Below are 17,315 nucleotides of genomic sequence, written 5' to 3'. Positions count from 1 at the left end.
GCCAGAACAGGCTCTGGCGAGGAATTTCTGGCTCTTCCCTAGGTATTCAGGTATTTATCCGGTCATTATGCTAAAATAAAAGAGATATGTTTAGTAAACAGTTTCTAGACAAGGGGGGATTAGATGAGCGGGATCATGAACATTCGTCAACGCTCAGAAAAAGATGAGGAAACACGACTCTCACCCTATGCAGCAAAAAGCAAAGATGCTAAACGCCAGGGTCTGGAAGAAGAGTGCCCGATTCGCACGAAATTTCAACGGGATCGAGATCGGATTTTGCATAGCAAACCATTTCGTCGTCTTAAACATAAAACCCAGGTGTACATTGCTCCTTCAGGGGATCACTATCGGACTAGAATGACGCATAGTTTAGAAGTATCCCAAATTTGTCGTACTATTGGCCGGGGACTTCAGTTGAACGAAGATCTTATTGAAGCAATTGCTTTAGGGCATGATGTAGGGCATACTCCCTTTGGTCATGTTGGGGAAGAGGCTCTAAGACGGATTATTGGTCATTTTGAGCACAATGAGCAGTCTATTCGTATCCTCAAGGTGCTGGCTAAGGATGGTCTTGGCTTAAATCTTACGGATTGTGTTCTGGACGGAATCTTAAATCACACTGGTGAAGGTATTCCGAAGACCTTGGAAGGTCAGATCGTTAAAACGGGAGATAGGATTGCTTATCTCTGTCATGATTATGATGATGCTTTAAGGGCCGGCTTGCTGACTGAAAGGGACTTGCCCCTAAATGTCAAGGGAATGCTGGGGGGGAAACCAAGTGACATGATTACCACAATGGTAGTGGATATGATAGAAGCGTCTAATGGACAAAATCAAATTAAACAGTCTGTTGAGATCAGTGCTGCAATGAATGAGTTTAGACAATTTATGTTTGCAAGGGTTTACACCAGTTTAAATTTGCGGGAAGAAAGGGAGAAAGGTCAGTACATAGTGCAAGCACTTTTTAATTATTATCGTCAGAACTTTTCAAAACTTCCTCAGAACTTCTTGGTTTGGGCCGGTGGTGATAAAACTACTGCGGTTGTCGACTACATTTCAGGTCTTACCGATAATTATGCCATTGATCTTTTTCAAAGCTTATTTATTCCTCGGAAGTAAAAAGATAATGAAAAAGTGGTTGAGATTTAAATCTCAACCACTTTTGTAATATATTCCATAATTAAAGTATAAGTTTTGTCTTAGAGAAGTAAAATAAAGCTATCAGACATAAGATAGTTAGTGTGTCTATTGAATAAAGAGACAAAGTAAAGGAATCTACTATGGATTAGCTAGGATTTGATAATTAGGCTCTCATCGCGTTTGATTGGATCGTGGGTATCCAAATGACCGAGAATGCCAGCGTGTTTTGCACCCTCCAGAAGAAACTGGACACTCCGGATATTAGGAAGGGTCGTTAAGGTGTTTACGATACTATATATGGTCATTTGTTCCTCGGTAGAGCCTCCCCCAAAGTTAGCTTTAAACTCCTTAGAGAGATTAATTGTAGCTATTCCATCTGCACTTACCGTAGCGTCAAGAAGAGTGGTTCCTGATGGGAGAGGGGGTTCATATCCACTGGGAGGGTTAGCTAATTCGCTAAACATTGCCTTAATAACTGCCTGATCCTTTACTTCAACGGTTCGTTCAAAAGAAACTAACCCTGTAGCATCTGAGTTAGGGAAATAAAGCTTTATTTGTTGGGAGTTTTTAGGTTGCTCTATTGTATCCGTATTGGAAGGCGGCGGGGTGGTTGCTGTATCCGAAGGTTTATCAACCTGAGCTTTGGAGGAATTGCACCCTGTCAGAAAGGCACCTGCCAGCAACAGGCAAAAAGTCATAGCTAAAATAATTGTGCGTGTTGATCTCTTTGTCATAAAACATTCACCTTCCTTAAGTTCATTGATATATGAGCTTAATGTTCGTCCAACGGCACTAGTCCAATCTTTTATATATACTATCATGCTTTTTAAATGAGCGAAAGGGCTAAGGTATTGATTCTAGTTTTTAGGCAACTGATCATAGATAATTACTTTTCACAAAATAATTGTCGAAGTAAGAAGGTATTATCCTTGAAAAAGAAGAATTAATACAATTGAAGAAGATGATTTTACCCTCACTAAAACAGATTCACCGAATGAAGAACTAAAAAAGAGGATTTTATGAAGTTTCGGCGAAAGAAATGTATATGTAAGGGTTGACAAAATAAACAAAGTGTGGCTGGAAACTGAAAGGCGTAGGAGACGTGGATATTAGACTTCATCAAGAATTTATGCCGGAAGAAGTTATCGAAGAAGTGCGATTACGCACAGATATTGTAGAGATTATATCTGAATATGTAAGCTTGCAGCGTAAAGGGAAAACTTATTTGGGGCTTTGTCCTTTTCATACGGAAAAAACCCCCAGTTTTACTGTGACCCCTGAAAAACAAATGTTTTACTGTTTTGGCTGCAATGTTGGGGGGAATGTTTTTTCTTTTCTTATGAAAAAGGAGAACTGGTCCTTCATCGAATGTGTTCAGAATTTGGCCTCTAGATATGGTGTGGCATTACCTGAGAAAGAATTATCTCCGCGTGAACGGGAAGCAAATCGACGTCGACAGCGTTTTGAAGAAATCCATGAATTAGCTACCAGCTATTTTCATGAACTTTTACTTAATGCACCTGAAGGAGAAGTTGGAAGACTCTATTTCTCAAAACGCGGGGTTGACCCAGATACCATGAAGAGCTTTCGTCTGGGTTATGCACCTGATCGCTGGGATGGGTTACTAACTTTCATGAAGGAACGAGGAGTGCAGCCAAATGAATTAGTAGAGAATGGGCTGGCGATAGAAAGGGGAACCCAAGGCAAAAGCGGTGGATATTATGATCGCTTTCGAAACCGTGTTCTCTTTAGCATTCTTGATCGACGAAACCATTCAATTGGATTTGGCGGTCGAGTTCTAGATGATTCTCTTCCTAAATACCTTAACTCTCCGGAAAGCGAGTTCTTTAACAAGGGGCATCAGCTATATGGCATACATCGGGCCCATCAAGGAATTCGGGAGAAAGGTTATGCCCTTTTGGTTGAAGGCTATATGGATGTCATAGCTCTTCAGAATGCCGGCTATCCCAATGCAGTCGCCTCTTTGGGGACAGCCTTAACAAGGGATCAGGCCAAGCTATTAAGACGGTATACACAGCATGTCATCCTGCTTTATGATTCTGATGAGGCCGGAATCCAGGCTGCGTTAAGAGGAGGAGAAATTCTTCGAGATGCGGGAATCCGCTTGGATGTAGCTACTTTAAGAGGAGCAAAAGACCCTGATGAGTTCTTGAAACGGTATGGAGCCGAGGACTTTGGAAAAGTATTAGGTCAGGTTTTGAATTATTTTGAGTTCAAATACCGGACGCTTGTTAAGGAAGTTCCTCCTCAGACCATTCAGGAAAAAGCAGAATTAGTCGTGAAGCTTGCTCCGGATATTATAAAAGTTAGCAGTCCAATCGAACGTGAAGGTTATGAGCGTTTCTTAAGTTTTGAACTAGGTCTTACTTTTGAGGCGGTACAACGAGAAATCTATAGAGTAGAAAACAAAAATACTAAAAATGTACAATTTATCGAATATTCTCAGCAAAAACAGGTTAGTTCTGGGAAAAATAGAGATAATATTAAGGGTGAAATTATTTCTCAAGGTGAAAATACACCAGCTTCACCAACAGTCCATTTAAAGGTGTATCGATCTGAACGTATTCTTTTACGGTTACTTATAGAGGAGATTTCATACTTGCCAAAAATTAAGGCAGAATTGGGAGAATCCTTTTGGAAGGTACCGGAGCATCAGCAAATCTTTAATTATCTCAATCAGGAGGGTAAATTGCCTGTTAACACTGAAGAACAGGTTCAAAGCCGCTTGGCTAGTTTACTCCTGGAAGAGTTAGATATAACCCATTCCGAGCGGCTTTTAGATGATTGTATCCAAGGGATTCTTTCTACTCAAGCAAATGAAAGAGTCGAGGATCTTCAAGCCCGCATGGCAGCTTTAGAAAAATCCGGTGACATGGCAGGGGCTATGGCTCTGTTGAAAGAGATAGGAGAGCGGTTGAAACGTGGCGAATAGTAAGGTTATAGGCACCAAAAAGAATGATCCGAGGGAAGGTGGGGGACAGATGAACGAAAAGCAAAAGATTGACAATGTCCAAGCCCTCATTCAAAGTGGAAAAAAGAAGGGATCTTTAACTTACAAAGAGATTATGGATGCTCTTCAAGGAATTGAACTTTCCGCGGATCAAATTGATGATATCTATCAGCAACTAGGACGCATGGGAATAGATGTGGTGCCGGAGCCTGAGGAAGTTGAACTGGAAATCTTAAAAGGCGTTAAAGTTGACGAAGATGATGACATTGTAGAGGATCCGGACGATGATGTTGAGGAAGAAGCGGAAGTGGATCTTTCTGTACCGGAGGGTGTAGGAATTGATGATCCTGTTCGCATGTACCTAAAAGAAATCGGACGAGTTCCCCTGCTCTCAGCCGATGAGGAAATCGAATTGGCCAAACGAATGGAAAACGGTGACGAAGAAGCAAAACGCCGCTTAGCGGAGGCAAACTTGCGGCTTGTGGTTAGTATCGCTAAGCGCTACGTCGGACGGGGCATGCTTTTTTTGGACTTAATCCAGGAAGGTAATCTTGGTCTGATTAAAGCTGTAGAAAAATTTGATTATGTTAAAGGCTTTAAGTTTAGTACCTATGCCACTTGGTGGATTCGTCAAGCTATTACCCGTGCCATTGCTGATCAAGCTCGGACCATTAGAATTCCGGTGCATATGGTTGAAACTATCAATAAGCTAATTCGAGTTTCACGTCAACTTTTACAGGAATTAGGAAGAGAGCCGGCTCCCGAAGAAATCGCTAAAGTAATGGATATTCCAGTGGAGAGGGTCAGGGAGATTATGAAAATCGCCCAAGAACCTGTGTCCCTTGAAACCCCCATTGGGGAAGAGGAAGATTCCCATTTAGGTGATTTTATTCCGGACGATGATGCTCCGGCACCCGCTGAGGCTGCTTCGTTTATCTTGTTAAAAGAACAGTTAGAAGAAGTCTTAGAGACCTTGACCCCTCGCGAAGAAAAAGTTCTTAGATTACGCTTTGGACTTGATGACGGACGCACCAGGACTTTAGAGGAAGTTGGACAGGAATTCGGTGTCACTCGTGAACGTATCCGACAGATCGAGGCCAAGGCATTGCGTAAATTACGCCACCCTAGCCGCAGTAAGAAATTGAAGGATTATTTGGAGTAATAATCTTCTTGAGATTTACAACCCAAGAACTTCAGGGAAGATAGAACAGCGTCGCAGGTGGAATTACCCTCTGCGGCGCTTTGCCTTATCGAAGTGTGATAGAGTATTTCCTTCTTGAAATTGCTAAATGAAGCGTCCATCAAAAGGTGAATTGAAAAGGTAACTTTCACTTTGTAAGACTAACTTCCACATGTAAGTGTAGTAGGGGTGGAAATAAGTTTTACAATCGAGGCGTCCCTAAAAAACTTTAAAAAATTTCCCTAAAGACTTGACTATAGGTCGCTAATTACGTATAATAACCCGTGCAGAGCATTCCTCGATAGCTCAATGGTGGAGCAACCGGCTGTTAACCGGTAGGTTGTAGGTTCGAGTCCTACTCGGGGAGCCATTTATATCAGTTCTTTTTGGGCCCATAGCTCAGCGGTAGAGCCCCCCGCTCATAACGGGTTGGTCCTAGGTTCGAATCCTAGTGGGCCCACCATTTATCAATCTGGATAAATGGTGGGGATTTTATTTTTGGGGCGGAAATATGAATACATAAATCGAATTCGGGCGATTAGCTCAGCGGTAGAGCGCATCCTTCACACGGATGAGGCCACTGGTTCGAGACCAGTATCGCCCACCAGTTAAAGTAGGGGTTGTAGCCTATTTGATAGAGTGAACCACAAAATCCTTTTGTCAGTTAGAAGGCAAATTAAGCTTGTTGATCTAGCGCTTTTCCTCTTGGGAGAGTGCTTTTTGTTTTTAGTAACGATTCCGCTAGCTTCTGGGTCGGTTCCTTGAAGGCGCTGCCCCAAAACGTTTCCGATTTTGGGGCGGCATGGGACTGTATAAAATGTTGGAGAAACTTGTTGCTGTTAATGTTGTAGAATGTGGTATAATTGGGCTACAGTCACAAACAAAGCTCTTAAGGAACCCAGTGACTTCTGTCTGCGGGTTCTTTTATATTTTCGAGGGAAAAAGGAAAAAATAGAATTTAGAGTATATGAGTTTGGGAGGAACATATTGTGATAACCTTGTCGTCAAAAATTGAGTTCGTAAAAGCCCTTAGAGAGAAGTTCTTAGGGAATAACTTAAAGTGTATCGAGATTATAGCAGTGGTAGAATGCACCATCGATTTTGGAGCAGTTGTAAATATTGATGTTACAGATGATAAAGTTTCGGTGTGGAGCGAAGACGGTAATGTTTTTTGGATTAATTTAGATGATGTAATCGGAGTGAATTATAATCCGATTGAAGAGGATGTTTGTTTATCATTAGAAGCGAAAAATGACGTTAAAGTTTTGTTTTATGTAGATTAACAAAAATTTTTAAAAGATTGAGAAAATAGGTATTGCAGAGATTGCTAATCTCGTGGTATTATACTTTTATCAACAGAAACGGTTTGTGTTGCAAAACATATTTGTACAATTTTTAACAAGGCTTCAAAACGTAGTTTTATAATGCGAAACAAAATTCTGCATCTGGAATTTTTGGCCTCCTTCTAATGGGCTACCTTTATAATCTCTTGCCCGGCAGTAGTGGATAATGAAGACTATTCACGAGTGAGAACTAATATATCGAGGATGTATCTATCACAGACAATGATATCTACTAAAAGTAAAACGCCGTTTCATTATACGGGACAATAATTAAGATAATTTTTCAGATTGATTACAATCTGAATTTGAAGTGGATTAGAAGGGGGAGACGACCATGGCGCACTGGGAATTAGAAGGACAGGTGAAACACTATTTTGCTGATGAGCTAGAAAAAGATGCTGAAATGACTGGGGCACAATTCATCGTAAAGTTCTTAGAACATAAGGGAGTGACTCAGATCTATGGGATTCCTGGAGCGGCAATTTTACCCTTTTATGACGCGGTGCTGGAGCAGGATCTTATGCGCTCGATTAGTGTAAGGCATGAACAAACTGCAATTTTTATGGCGGATGGATACGCTAGATCAACGGGGAAAGTAGGGATTTGTGCTGCTGCTTCAGGGCCGGGTGCAACTAACTTCCTGACAGGTCTATATAGTGCCTATGGGGATTCTGTTCCCTTAATTGCCTTTACTGGTCAAGTTGAGACAGATTTAATAGGAAAAGAAGCTTTTCAGGAAGCTCCAATTGTTGAAATGGCCAAACCGGTTACGAAGGCTGCTTATCTTGTCACAGAGACAGATGATCTGCCAAGGGTAATGAATGAGGCCTGGAAGCTGGCAAACATGGGCAGGAAAGGACCTGTCTTAATAGATATCCCTGTTAATATTCAGTTAGGGCAGCTAAAGTTAAACCTGAAGGAATATTTTAAAGAAGAGAAGCAAGTGGCTAATAATTTTGTTCAAGCAACAGATAGTCAACTGGATATAGTCTATAAAATGTTAGAGGAAGCGAGAAGACCTGTTATTATGGTTGGCGGGGGAATTGTAGGAAGGGCGGCGGAAGATCTGGTAAGGCTGGCGCAACTTTTGCAGATCCCGGTAGTTTCCTCAATCCTTGGCAAGGAAGGATTCCCAAATTATCACCCTCTTTATGCAGGAATGGTAGGAACTATCTGTCAAACCCCTCTTGGCAATAAAACAATTTTAGAGGCAGACCTTATTATAAATTTAGGTGGAAGATTCGACTATCGGAGTATGGGAGAAATAACTTTACTTAATAAAGAGCGTAAGGTTATAAACGTTAATAAGGAAGATGATAACCTTTCAGAATCTGCTCCTGTAGATTTGACAATAGTTTCAGATATTAAAAGCTTTATACAAAGCTTTAGCAGCTATATCATAGGCTGCAAATATAAGCCTAAGACTGAGGCGATGGATAGAATCGCAGCCCTGCAAAAAGAAAAAGCAAGAATCGCTCGCCAAACCAATTTTACAGAGAATCCATCCAAATCTCTGCAAGCGATTTTCGAGGTTAGAAAAGGACTCCGACCGGATGCTATTGTGGCTCTGGATTCTGAATTAAGTCAACTTTGGGCTTCACAATTAAATGAAATGTATGAGTCAAGAACTTTTTTAATCACTGGGTGTGCAGGCAGTAAAGGATGGGGACTTGGTGCATCAATGGGGGCTCAGCTGGCCTATCCCCAACGTCAGGTCATAAACATTATGGAGGATGCAAGTCTAAGTATTTCTCTTCAAGAGCTGGCCACGGCAGCAAAAAATGTAATTCCGATTGTTATCGTAGTCTTTAATCATGACCAAAGCCGTCAAAATGGATTAGACTTTGTTTCAGCGGCCAAAGGCTTAGGAGTAGAGGCTGAATCCGTTGAAAGAATTAATCAGATCCCTGGTGCGTTAACCCGAGGATTTAGTGCTTATCGCCCTTACTTGATTGAGGTTATGGTTAATTCGGAGGAGCAAGGATTAGCCTCCAGTGGTGGAGTTGCTTGAGATTAGTTTATGGAAGCCTAAAAGCCAGTAGGGTCGGTGGCTTATTTTCGTAAGTGGTGTAATGCATAAGAATAAACTAGATAACAAATAGAAGGTGCAGTTCTAATGAGTGTCCTCCGATATTCATTAGGAACTGCACCTTTAATGTTTTTAACCCAGTAGTAATTTTACAATAATGGAAGCTTGTTTAATTTGGCTAAAATAAACCTAATCCAGAGCATGTCCAACAATTCGACAGCGCTGTCGATTTGTTGGACATGCTTAATTATCTTTAAAGTCAGATGTCTATGTCCCTAGGGGCCTTCTTTTTGGATATAATAGATTTAGTATGGTGACGAACCTCCCCCACCATACTATCGTTAGACGTGGGACTCTTCTCGCAGCACGTGGATAAATTCTATAAATTATGATATCATCTTCTGATTAAGAGGTAAATTATGAGCTAGTTTCCTTGATGAGGTGAAAATATGACAGTATCAGTTAGTTTAGGTCCCCGTCTTCAGGCAGTAGCCTCCTTAGTACCTGAGGGTTCAATCCTAGGAGATATAGGGACAGATCATGCCTATTTGCCGATCTTCCTTTATGAGACCCAAAAAATTGCTAAAGCAGTGGCTATTGACGTACATGAAGGGCCTTATAAATCTGCATTAACTGCAGTGAAAAGTCGTAAGCTTGGAGACTTTCTCGACGTTAGATTTGGCGATGGGTTAATGCCCCTGGAGGTTGGGGAAGTGAATACCTTGACCCTTGCCGGAATGGGCGGCAGAACTATGTTGGAGATTTTTTCTGTTCGACCGGATATTATGAAAGGGATTTCCAACCTTATCCTTCAACCTCAGGGTGCCGAAGGGGCTGTTCGCTTAACTTTATTAGAGCAAGGATGGAAGTTAGGGTTTGAGAGGTTAGTAGAAGAAGACGAGAGAATTTATGTTGTAATGGCTTTTTCTAAGGAATCGGGATGGGGCTTAGATGAACTTCAAGAGAGAGAAAGGGTTTGGGCACAGCGTCTATTCCCTCTGGCAGAGAAAGAGCTGATGACGGAGAAGGAATTTCAAAGTATAGTACATATATTGGTTTGGCAGTTTGGACCACTGATTTTGGAAGGACATAAAGAGCTTTTGACTAAGCAATTCAATGAATATCGTGACAGATTGTTGATCCAAATGAAACAGATGAAAAAATCCAGCAGTCCAGAGATTATCGAGAAGATTAGAGAAGTTTCACATAAATTGACATTAGTGGAGGGATTGAGTTCATGGCAGTAACAGTTGGCTTAGTCGCCCAGGTGATTGAAAAGATTGCGCCAAAATCTTGGGCTGAGGAGTGGGACAATGTTGGCTTGCTGGTTGGAAGCGGATCGAAGCCTGTTGAACGAATAATGCTGACGCTGGACTGTACTTTAGATGTTATCGAAGAAGCCAAAGAATATGGAGCTCAGCTTATTGTAGCTCATCACCCGCTAATTTTCCGTCCCCTCAAAAACCTAAGATCAGATAATGCTGCAGCACAAGTTCCATTAAGCTTATTTAAAAATGATATAGCCTATTATGCTGCCCACACGAATTTGGATCAGTCCAGACTATCCTCCAGTCCCATCTTAGGAGAATTGCTGGGGCTGGATAAGATGGAGTATCTGGAGCGAGGATATGACTTTAATCCTAACCGTAATGATGCAGAGGAACATGGCTATGGAGTTTCAGGGTATTTAAGGCATCCTCAAAAGTTAAGTGATTTATGGGAGAAATTTCTTGAGAAATTAAAGCAAGCTCAGGTCTATGCTCAAGCCTATGATCTGACGGGGGTTCGCTTGGCAGGCTCTTTAGATCAAGAAATTAGAAAGGTAGCCATTGTTAATGGAAGTGGAGGCCGTTTCGTACCTAAAGCATTGTTTAAAGGGGCGGACTTACTAATTACAGGCGATGTAGACCATCATGCGGCTCTTGATGCCCTTGAAGGAGGAATGGCTATCGGAGATCTAGGACATTTTTTGACCGAGGCCCCGATGCTAAAACTATTGAAGGATTTTCTATTAGCAGAGAAAGCCCTTCAAGGAATTGAGATCTTAGTCAGTTCAAGAAATCGCTCGCCGTGGATATAATAAATATCCTATGGAGTCAGGGTATGGCTTCATAGGATATTTTAATTATAAAGGGATAGAAACAGAGATTTAGTTTGTGAAAGAAATTATTACCACTTGACAGTAATTGTGAAATATATTACTATACTGTTGTAAGGAATTATCTGATAATAAAGTTCTTTCTAAATAATATGCGTTCTAGGTGCTATTTAGAAATTAACAGGTCCTTCGATACAATCGATTTTGAAAGGAGAAATGCAACAATGATGAACCGCACTGAAATTTTGAGACTCCAACGGGAAAAGGTTTTGGCTAATATTCTTCAGGATAACGCTAATAGAGCAAAATGGCTGACAGAACTAATGGATATTGATGATCAAATTGAAGAAATGAACGAGCAAAAGTCAAAAGTCAATTGATTACCCAAAACTCTCCATTTGACCAAATCAATTTTTTTTAGTAATATAACAAAGCGAAGTCAACCAGATGATCGCGGAGACAGGGATCGAAAGATCGTCTCTGAGGAAAGTCCGAGCTCCATAGGGCAAGGTGCTGGGTAACGCCCAGTGGGGGAAACCCCAAGGAAAGTGCAACAGAGATATACCGCCGATAGCGGAGGTCAGTTATCAGAGGTCAGAAGTCAGAACAGGTTGGTTCTAGTCCGGCTTCTGGGTTCCGACGACTGACTTCCGAGTAGGTAAGGGTGGAAAGGCGAGGTAAGAGCTCACCGGCAGTCAGGTGACTGGCTGGCCATGTAAACCCCACCTGGAGCAAGACCGAATAGGGGAACGATGAACGGCCCGTTTTTGTTCCCGGGTAAGGTCGCTAGAGGCCGTCGGTAACGGCGGTTCGAGATAGATGATCATCACCTCTTTAAAGAGGTACAGAACTCGGCTTATGGGTGGCTTCGCAATCCGTGGGAAACTGGTTACGGCATTAATATGCTTAACCGTTTCCCTTCAGTTTTTCCTGAAAGAATTTACATACTCAACAGGAAGGTTCATGCCCTTTCTCTAATTATATAAGTTGACCCTGGGAAAAGTGTAACTCCCAGGGTTTTTTGCGTACTTAAACTATTTGTGTCTAAGGAAACTCTTTTTAGATTACCCTTTCCTTGATTATTTATAGAAAGCATTTGAATCTATAGAACCTAAAATATCGAGGGGAGATTGTACATAGAGAGGCGGCTAATAATAAGATTTATTAATGGCTGAATATTCATTCATTAAAATCGACGTAAAATACTTACTGATATAATTTCACAATCTCCTGCAGCTTTAAAGCCAGGCCCATTTTTCCTTCAACCTTTAATCCCCCTGTCATAAAGGCCATTGTTGTGTTTAACTTATCTTTTAACATTTTTGAGAAGTTTTTTTCGTTCAGTATCAGAGTAACTTCTGCATCCGGAGCAGCTCCTTCTACAACTTGCACCTGACCTGCTTTAAACACAATTTGCAACGGGCCACTTTCCTCAAGATTAATCTGATAGATGCGGTCTTTTTCAGAAGCAATATGCTGGGGGTTGGCATTCATCTTTTCAACAAGTTCCTGTAATTCATCCCTGGCGCTCATTCTTCATTTTCCTCCCTTATTCTCACATAGTCATAATGTTATGAAAGTTTTCACATTCCAGAAAAATATACCATATATCACTGAACATTTCAAATTCATTTATGTCCCTCTGCCGGAATGAAGCGTAATTGATGGCCTTAATTTGTATGTAAAATTATTACTTAATTATGTAATCCCATAACAATAACATGATATAATTAATTATTGAATTGTATCTACAGATTATATTAAGGGGGAAAACAATTAATGGAGAACAGAGAGTTATGGGAACGTTTGAACATGGACCTAGATAAGCATGATGAATTTTTAGCTCCGGTGCCCCAGATATTTACGGAACTTTTTTTGAACAGAGAAAATCGTCCCACAGGAATGGGATATTTTGATGCTGTCGTGGGAGATGTCCATGGCATTCGTGTCCATGAGCTTTATGCCATGAAACAAGCCGGCGCAAAAGTGTTCTCTACCTTTTGTGTCTACGTCCCTGAAGAAATTGTCGTAGCAACCGGCAGTGCCAGTATCGGCTTATGTGCCGGAGCCCAGTTTACGGTTCCCTCAGGGGAAAAGGTCCTGCCACGCAACCTATGTCCACTTATTAAGTCAACAATGGGCTTCAAATTAGATCGAATTTGCCCATATTTTCAGGTTTCCGATTGGGTCATCGGTGAGACTACCTGTGATGGCAAGAAGAAGGCCTGGGAACTCTTAAATGAACATATCCCAACCTATGTAATGGAACTTCCTCAAAAGAAAAATGAGAAGGATGCGCGTCTTTGGGAAGAAGAAGTACGAGAATTTGCCTCGTTTATCGAAGGTGAGACCCAAGTTAAATTAACTAAAGAAAATCTTGCTCAAGGAATAGAGAAGATTAACAATAAGCGAAAAGCTCTGCAAAGGTTGGCAGATCTAAGAAAACATAATCCTGCTCCTATTCATGGCTTAGATGTTCTATTAATTAATCAACTATCCTTCTTTGATGATCCGGTACGTTTTGCTGCTCAAGTTAATGCTTTATGTGACGAGCTTGATGAGCGGGTCAAGGCCGGAGTTGGAGTAGTTCCGGCAGATGCACCACGAATTTTAGTGACCGGTACTCCCCAACCTCTTCCGGCCTGGAAGCTGCACGCTTTAATCGAAAAAGCTGGGGCAGTAGTCGTTGGTGAGGAAACTTGTACCGGAGAACGTTACTTTAAAGATATGACAGAACCCGCAGAGACCCTTACAGATATGCTTGCGAATATTTCTAAGCGCCCGTTAAAAGTGAATTGTGCTTGCTTCACTCCTAATCAAGGTCGCTTGGAGGATATCGTAACTATGGCTAAAAACTTAAAGGCAGATGCTGTGATTGACTTCAACCTGCAGTTCTGCCAGCCTTATGGAGTAGAAGGCTATTTCGTTGGTAAAGAAATGGAGAAGCAAGAAATACCTTTCTTGCGTTTGGAAAGTGACTTTTCTGAAGAAGATCAAGGCCAACTACTGACTAGGATTGAAGCCCTGATAGAGATGATTCGGGGATGAGACGTGCCGGCTTAGATCTGGGTTCAGTTAATACTAAATTGGTGGTATTGGACCAAGAGGAAAGAGCTTACTGTCAAGTTGTACCTTCTCGCTTTGATTCGGTACAAGCCGGTATTGCCTTACTGAAAGAGTATAATCATAGGGAAGAAGAAAAAATCGCTAAGCTTGTAGTCACTGGCTATGGCAGAGTTAGCTTTCCTGAGGGGCGGGTAATTACTGAGATCACCTGTCAAGGTCGAGGCTGTCACGAGGATTTTCCGGACTACCCGTTTATTCTCGATTTGGGCGGGCAGGATGCCAAGGTTATTAAGAAGAATTCAGCGGGGAAAATAGTCCAGTTCATTATGAATGATAAATGTGCCGCGGGCACAGGTCGTTTTCTGGATGTTATTCTTAAAGGGCTTGATCTAACCCCCGTGGAGATGGATTTGGCAGCAGAGGCTAAGCCAATGGCAATTAATTCTATGTGTACGGTATTTGCCGAATCTGAGGTTATTACCATGCTTGCCAAAGGGGTTCCTAAACCGGAAGTAGTTGCCGGGCTTTTTAAAAGCACCGCCAAACGCCTTTCGAATTTTGTCCAGTCCATGGGTCAGCCGGAAACATTGATTTTCACCGGCGGTGGCGCCCATTATTTGCTGCTTGTTAAGTTCCTTGAGCAAGAGTTAAAGGGGAATATTGTTATTCCTTCAGAACCTGAGCTTACCGCTGCTTTTGGGGCAGCTTTACTAGCCTAGAGCTAAACTAAACTAGCCTATAGCTCAGCTTATTTAATGGGTCGATGACTGCTTTGCAGGGTTATCGGCCCATTGCTATTGGAGTTATGACGCTATGTGATTTTTGGCCGGAACCAAATTAACAAAAATTTAAATAGTCAAACAAGCATATTTATAATTGAGTTAAATATAGAGGAACATATAAGTATAAATCAAGGGGAGTTTGAGAAAACTTAATTGATATCAACTTTAGATAAAGTAGAAAAATTCAAGGAGTTACGATTTCATGTCTTCAATTTCAGAGGTCCGCCCTTTAGTCATTGCCTTATTTTCCATTGTTTTAGGGGCTACAGGGCAGTTTTTATTTCGTTTAGGTATGGTTGAGTATGGTAAAGTTTCTGTTACAGGAATATGGAGACAACTGGGATCAATAATTCTTACTCCGGCAATCTTTATGGGTTTTGCATGTTTTGGTGTGAGTTCCATTCTTTGGCTTGTGGTGATCTCGCGCTGGGAACTTAGTTATGCTTATCCTTTAGTCTCATTGGGCTATGTAATTGCTATTATGTATGGAACCCTTTTTCTTCAAGAAGATCTGACCCTGCCTAAGATCCTTGGTTGTCTACTGATTTTAGCAGGTATGAGCGTGTTGGGACTATGGGGGCAAACATGAAACTTAATGGGTAAATCAATTAAAAAATCGAATATTAGATAAGGTTAGTTCTCTGGATATCCTGAATAAGATATGTTAAGCTAATGTTAAATCAAATCAATCAAATCATTTAAAGTTCCTTAATAACTTCTGCGTTCCAAAATGGGATACCATTATCTTTTTGAAGTCATGACAAGACTAGAAAAAGGGGCGTGTTGTTGGATGCATTTACAAGATTTCGGGCGTGGTGCGAGGATTGAATTATCCAAAATGGCCAAATTACTCGGAATGAAGTTTATCGGTTTTAATCCGAATGCCCAGCAGGTATCATTGGAGTTTAAAGGTAAAGGGGTTACTTATCCACTTGAGGAGTTTGTTCGACAGTATGAAAGAGAGTGTACTACATCACTAACCTAAGCACTAAATGGGCTCTACCTCATAATTATGAGGTAGAGCCCTTAATTGATTTTGAGCAAGCTGATAATATAGTTGATTTTAATTAGAATAAGGACACTTGGTGAATAACTATGTTATTAAAATCGATATAAGTAAGGCGAGTTAAAATCAAATGGTGCATCGATGCACCATTTGGCCGCTCTTCCCCTAAGCAGCATTTTGCCGCATTGCCCTGATAATCTCGGACTCGATTTGCTCAGGCGTCCTTTAGAATTTTTCATCTTCATACCGACTGCCCATCCTTTTACAGAATGTCTTTTCACATACCCGCTATAGAATATGCTGAAACACAGAAAAGAGTGAGGGCTATAGAGCCAAGAAAAATGCGGTTGACGAAGATACTAGTATGCTATTGTTTTTGATAGAAGAACGAGGAGACAGGTTTGAGGCCGAGATGATTTAGTCCGAAGAGATGTTCTGTACTACCGGTAAAGAGGATTCCTCCGGGGCGCAAGGAGTCGGTAAACTTTTTATAAAGCATTTCTTTGGCTTCTTCCGTGAAGTAGATAACCACATTGCGGCAAGCGATGAAGTCGAAGTCGGTTTGGAAACGATCTGTTAGTAAGTTTTGATGTTGGAAAGTGACTAGGCGTTTTACAGATTCTTTAATTTGCTGCCCTTTGTCAGCTGGGGTAAAATATTTTGGCAAGAATTCCGTCGGGGTGCTTGCAAAATCGTTTTGTTTATAGACTCCATCTTTAGCCTGTTTTAGCACATTGACATCAATATCCGTACCCAGTATGCTAAACTTACTTGCCGAGAAGTATTCCATCATGGTCATGGCTAAAGAGTAGGGCTCCTGTCCGCTTGAACATCCTGCGCTCCAGAGTTTTAAGGAAGGTCTGTTTTTGACTAACAAAGGGATTATCGTTTCTCGTAAGGTTTTCCATTGAGTCGCATCTCTGAAGAATTGAGAGACGTTAATTGTTAAGTGCTTAAAAAAAGCATCATATAAAACCGGATCAGCATTGAGAGCTTTTAAAAACTCGGGATAGGTAGGGTGGCCATGAGAATTCATAAAGCTTAGAATGCGACGTTGCATCTGATTTTGCTTATAAAACTTAAGATCTAAGCCACTCTTGGGGTGAAACCCTTTAATAAAATCTTCGTAGGTATTGGCTATTGATGGTTGCGACATAGGGGTTACACCTCTTTCCATATTATTTAAGCTTAATAAAAAATGATTTTTGAGATTTACAGCGAATTAATATAAAGGCTTGTTAGGCGAAAAGGTCAATGATCATACCCCGAATTTCATCAATTTTAGTGAGGATCTCCAGGGGTTCTGATTGTTCATCAAGAAGCTGTTTTCCGAGTTCATCTAATACTTGATCAATTTTACCAATTCTGGCCATAACCTTAGGCCGCCCCTGATAATCCCAAGAAGTCTCTTCCTGCATTTTTCGGCTTTGTCCAAAGGTCGAGCGAAGAAAGGACTTAACCATATCTTGAAAATCTTTGAGATCTCGGATAGAGAGAGAGTGAGCTAGTTTTTTTCCTTGGGTTTCAAGTCGACCAAGAAAGGATTGGAGTTCAAGGCGGTTAATTTTTTGAGTTTGAGATAAAACGTTGCTAAAGTCGTTACTGCGCTCTGAGGAGCTTGCAGAGTCAAGATTGGTAGTCTGAGTTTGATGTGGGGAATTGATGCGTAAAGACATAGTCATTCTCCTCTTTAATGAAAG

At 41.2% G+C, this 17,315-nt stretch carries 16 protein-coding genes, 3 tRNA genes and 1 other RNA gene; 16 read left to right on the top strand and 4 right to left on the bottom strand.

Going from position 1 to position 17,315, the window contains the following annotated elements; translation table 11 throughout:
* The first annotated feature begins 123 nt into the window (after nt 1-123).
* Entirely contained in the window at nt 124-1,119 is a 996-nt protein-coding gene (locus tag BLS16_RS01445) for a deoxyguanosinetriphosphate triphosphohydrolase (protein ID WP_092328946.1), read from the top strand.
* A 170-nt stretch (nt 1,120-1,289) separates the two neighbouring features.
* On the opposite strand, the gene BLS16_RS01440 is transcribed toward BLS16_RS01445, so the two are convergent.
* Complete coding sequence (locus BLS16_RS01440) at nt 1,290-1,874, bottom strand: GerMN domain-containing protein (protein ID WP_092328944.1); 585 nt, start codon at nt 1,872-1,874, stop codon at nt 1,290-1,292.
* Nucleotides 1,875-2,242: 368 nt separating this feature from the next.
* On the opposite strand from BLS16_RS01440, the gene dnaG reads away from it, so the two are divergent.
* The 11 genes from dnaG to rnpB all read left to right on the top strand — a co-directional run bounded on the left by dnaG (nt 2,243) and on the right by rnpB (nt 11,635).
* Nucleotides 2,243-4,093, top strand: coding sequence for a DNA primase (dnaG, locus tag BLS16_RS01435; protein WP_092328941.1), 1,851 nt, complete (start codon nt 2,243-2,245; stop codon nt 4,091-4,093).
* Nucleotides 4,083-5,273 carry an RNA polymerase sigma factor RpoD gene (rpoD, locus tag BLS16_RS01430; RefSeq protein WP_014904698.1) on the top strand — a complete coding sequence of 397 codons (1,191 nt, stop codon included), beginning with the start codon at nt 4,083-4,085 and terminating at the stop codon, nt 5,271-5,273. The genes dnaG and rpoD overlap by 11 nt, the downstream gene beginning before the upstream one ends.
* Nucleotides 5,274-5,586: 313 nt before the next feature.
* A tRNA-Asn gene (locus BLS16_RS01425) sits at nt 5,587-5,661 on the top strand.
* A gap of 18 nt (nt 5,662-5,679) precedes the next feature.
* Nucleotides 5,680-5,754 (top strand) — tRNA-Ile (locus tag BLS16_RS01420).
* A 69-nt stretch (nt 5,755-5,823) separates the two neighbouring features.
* Nucleotides 5,824-5,898 (top strand) — tRNA-Val (locus BLS16_RS01415).
* Nucleotides 5,899-6,280: 382 nt separating this feature from the next.
* Nucleotides 6,281-6,574 carry a hypothetical protein gene (locus BLS16_RS01410; protein WP_092328939.1) on the top strand — a complete coding sequence of 98 codons (294 nt, stop codon included), beginning with the start codon at nt 6,281-6,283 and terminating at the stop codon, nt 6,572-6,574.
* Between the two features lie 394 nt (nt 6,575-6,968).
* Nucleotides 6,969-8,645, top strand: a complete 1,677-nt coding sequence (locus BLS16_RS01405; RefSeq protein ID WP_092328936.1) for a thiamine pyrophosphate-binding protein — start codon at nt 6,969-6,971, stop codon at nt 8,643-8,645.
* Nucleotides 8,646-9,112: 467 nt separating this feature from the next.
* Complete coding sequence (locus BLS16_RS01400; protein WP_092328933.1) at nt 9,113-9,910, top strand: tRNA (adenine(22)-N(1))-methyltransferase; 798 nt, start codon at nt 9,113-9,115, stop codon at nt 9,908-9,910.
* Nucleotides 9,901-10,743 (top strand): Nif3-like dinuclear metal center hexameric protein, encoded by an 843-nt coding sequence (locus BLS16_RS01395; protein ID WP_092328930.1) that lies wholly within the window; start codon nt 9,901-9,903, stop codon nt 10,741-10,743. The genes BLS16_RS01400 and BLS16_RS01395 overlap by 10 nt, the downstream gene beginning before the upstream one ends.
* 242 nt (nt 10,744-10,985) lie before the next feature.
* Complete coding sequence (locus tag BLS16_RS23365; RefSeq protein WP_014904693.1) at nt 10,986-11,141, top strand: hypothetical protein; 156 nt, start codon at nt 10,986-10,988, stop codon at nt 11,139-11,141.
* A gap of 55 nt (nt 11,142-11,196) precedes the next feature.
* Nucleotides 11,197-11,635: RNase P RNA component class A (rnpB, locus tag BLS16_RS01390), an RNA gene on the top strand.
* Nucleotides 11,636-11,967: 332 nt separating this feature from the next.
* On the opposite strand, the gene BLS16_RS01385 is transcribed toward rnpB, so the two are convergent.
* Entirely contained in the window at nt 11,968-12,294 is a 327-nt protein-coding gene (locus BLS16_RS01385) for an SCP2 sterol-binding domain-containing protein (RefSeq protein WP_092328928.1), read from the bottom strand.
* Between the two features lie 246 nt (nt 12,295-12,540).
* Here BLS16_RS01385 and BLS16_RS01380 point away from each other — a divergent pair, with 246 nt between their 5' ends.
* The 4 genes from BLS16_RS01380 to BLS16_RS01365 all read left to right on the top strand — a co-directional run bounded on the left by BLS16_RS01380 (nt 12,541) and on the right by BLS16_RS01365 (nt 15,594).
* Entirely contained in the window at nt 12,541-13,809 is a 1,269-nt protein-coding gene (locus BLS16_RS01380; protein ID WP_092328925.1) for a double-cubane-cluster-containing anaerobic reductase, read from the top strand.
* Nucleotides 13,806-14,546, top strand: coding sequence for an acyl-CoA dehydratase activase (locus BLS16_RS01375; RefSeq protein ID WP_092328923.1), 741 nt, complete (start codon nt 13,806-13,808; stop codon nt 14,544-14,546). The genes BLS16_RS01380 and BLS16_RS01375 overlap by 4 nt, the downstream gene beginning before the upstream one ends.
* A 265-nt stretch (nt 14,547-14,811) precedes the next feature.
* Nucleotides 14,812-15,198 carry an EamA family transporter gene (locus BLS16_RS01370; RefSeq protein ID WP_092328920.1) on the top strand — a complete coding sequence of 129 codons (387 nt, stop codon included), beginning with the start codon at nt 14,812-14,814 and terminating at the stop codon, nt 15,196-15,198.
* Between the two features lie 201 nt (nt 15,199-15,399).
* Complete coding sequence (locus tag BLS16_RS01365) at nt 15,400-15,594, top strand: hypothetical protein (RefSeq protein ID WP_092328918.1); 195 nt, start codon at nt 15,400-15,402, stop codon at nt 15,592-15,594.
* Nucleotides 15,595-15,982: 388 nt separating this feature from the next.
* Here BLS16_RS01365 and BLS16_RS01360 read toward each other — a convergent pair whose 3' ends face one another.
* Nucleotides 15,983-16,771, bottom strand: a complete 789-nt coding sequence (locus BLS16_RS01360; RefSeq protein WP_092328915.1) for a CheR family methyltransferase — start codon at nt 16,769-16,771, stop codon at nt 15,983-15,985.
* A gap of 82 nt (nt 16,772-16,853) precedes the next feature.
* Complete coding sequence (locus BLS16_RS01355; protein WP_014904684.1) at nt 16,854-17,291, bottom strand: YaaR family protein; 438 nt, start codon at nt 17,289-17,291, stop codon at nt 16,854-16,856.
* Nucleotides 17,292-17,315: the final 24 nt, after the last annotated feature.

It is taken from the genome of Desulfosporosinus hippei DSM 8344 (genome assembly GCF_900100785.1).
Classification (GTDB): domain Bacteria; phylum Bacillota; class Desulfitobacteriia; order Desulfitobacteriales; family Desulfitobacteriaceae; genus Desulfosporosinus; species Desulfosporosinus hippei.
This window is presented reverse-complemented; position numbering and strand designations above follow the sequence as displayed.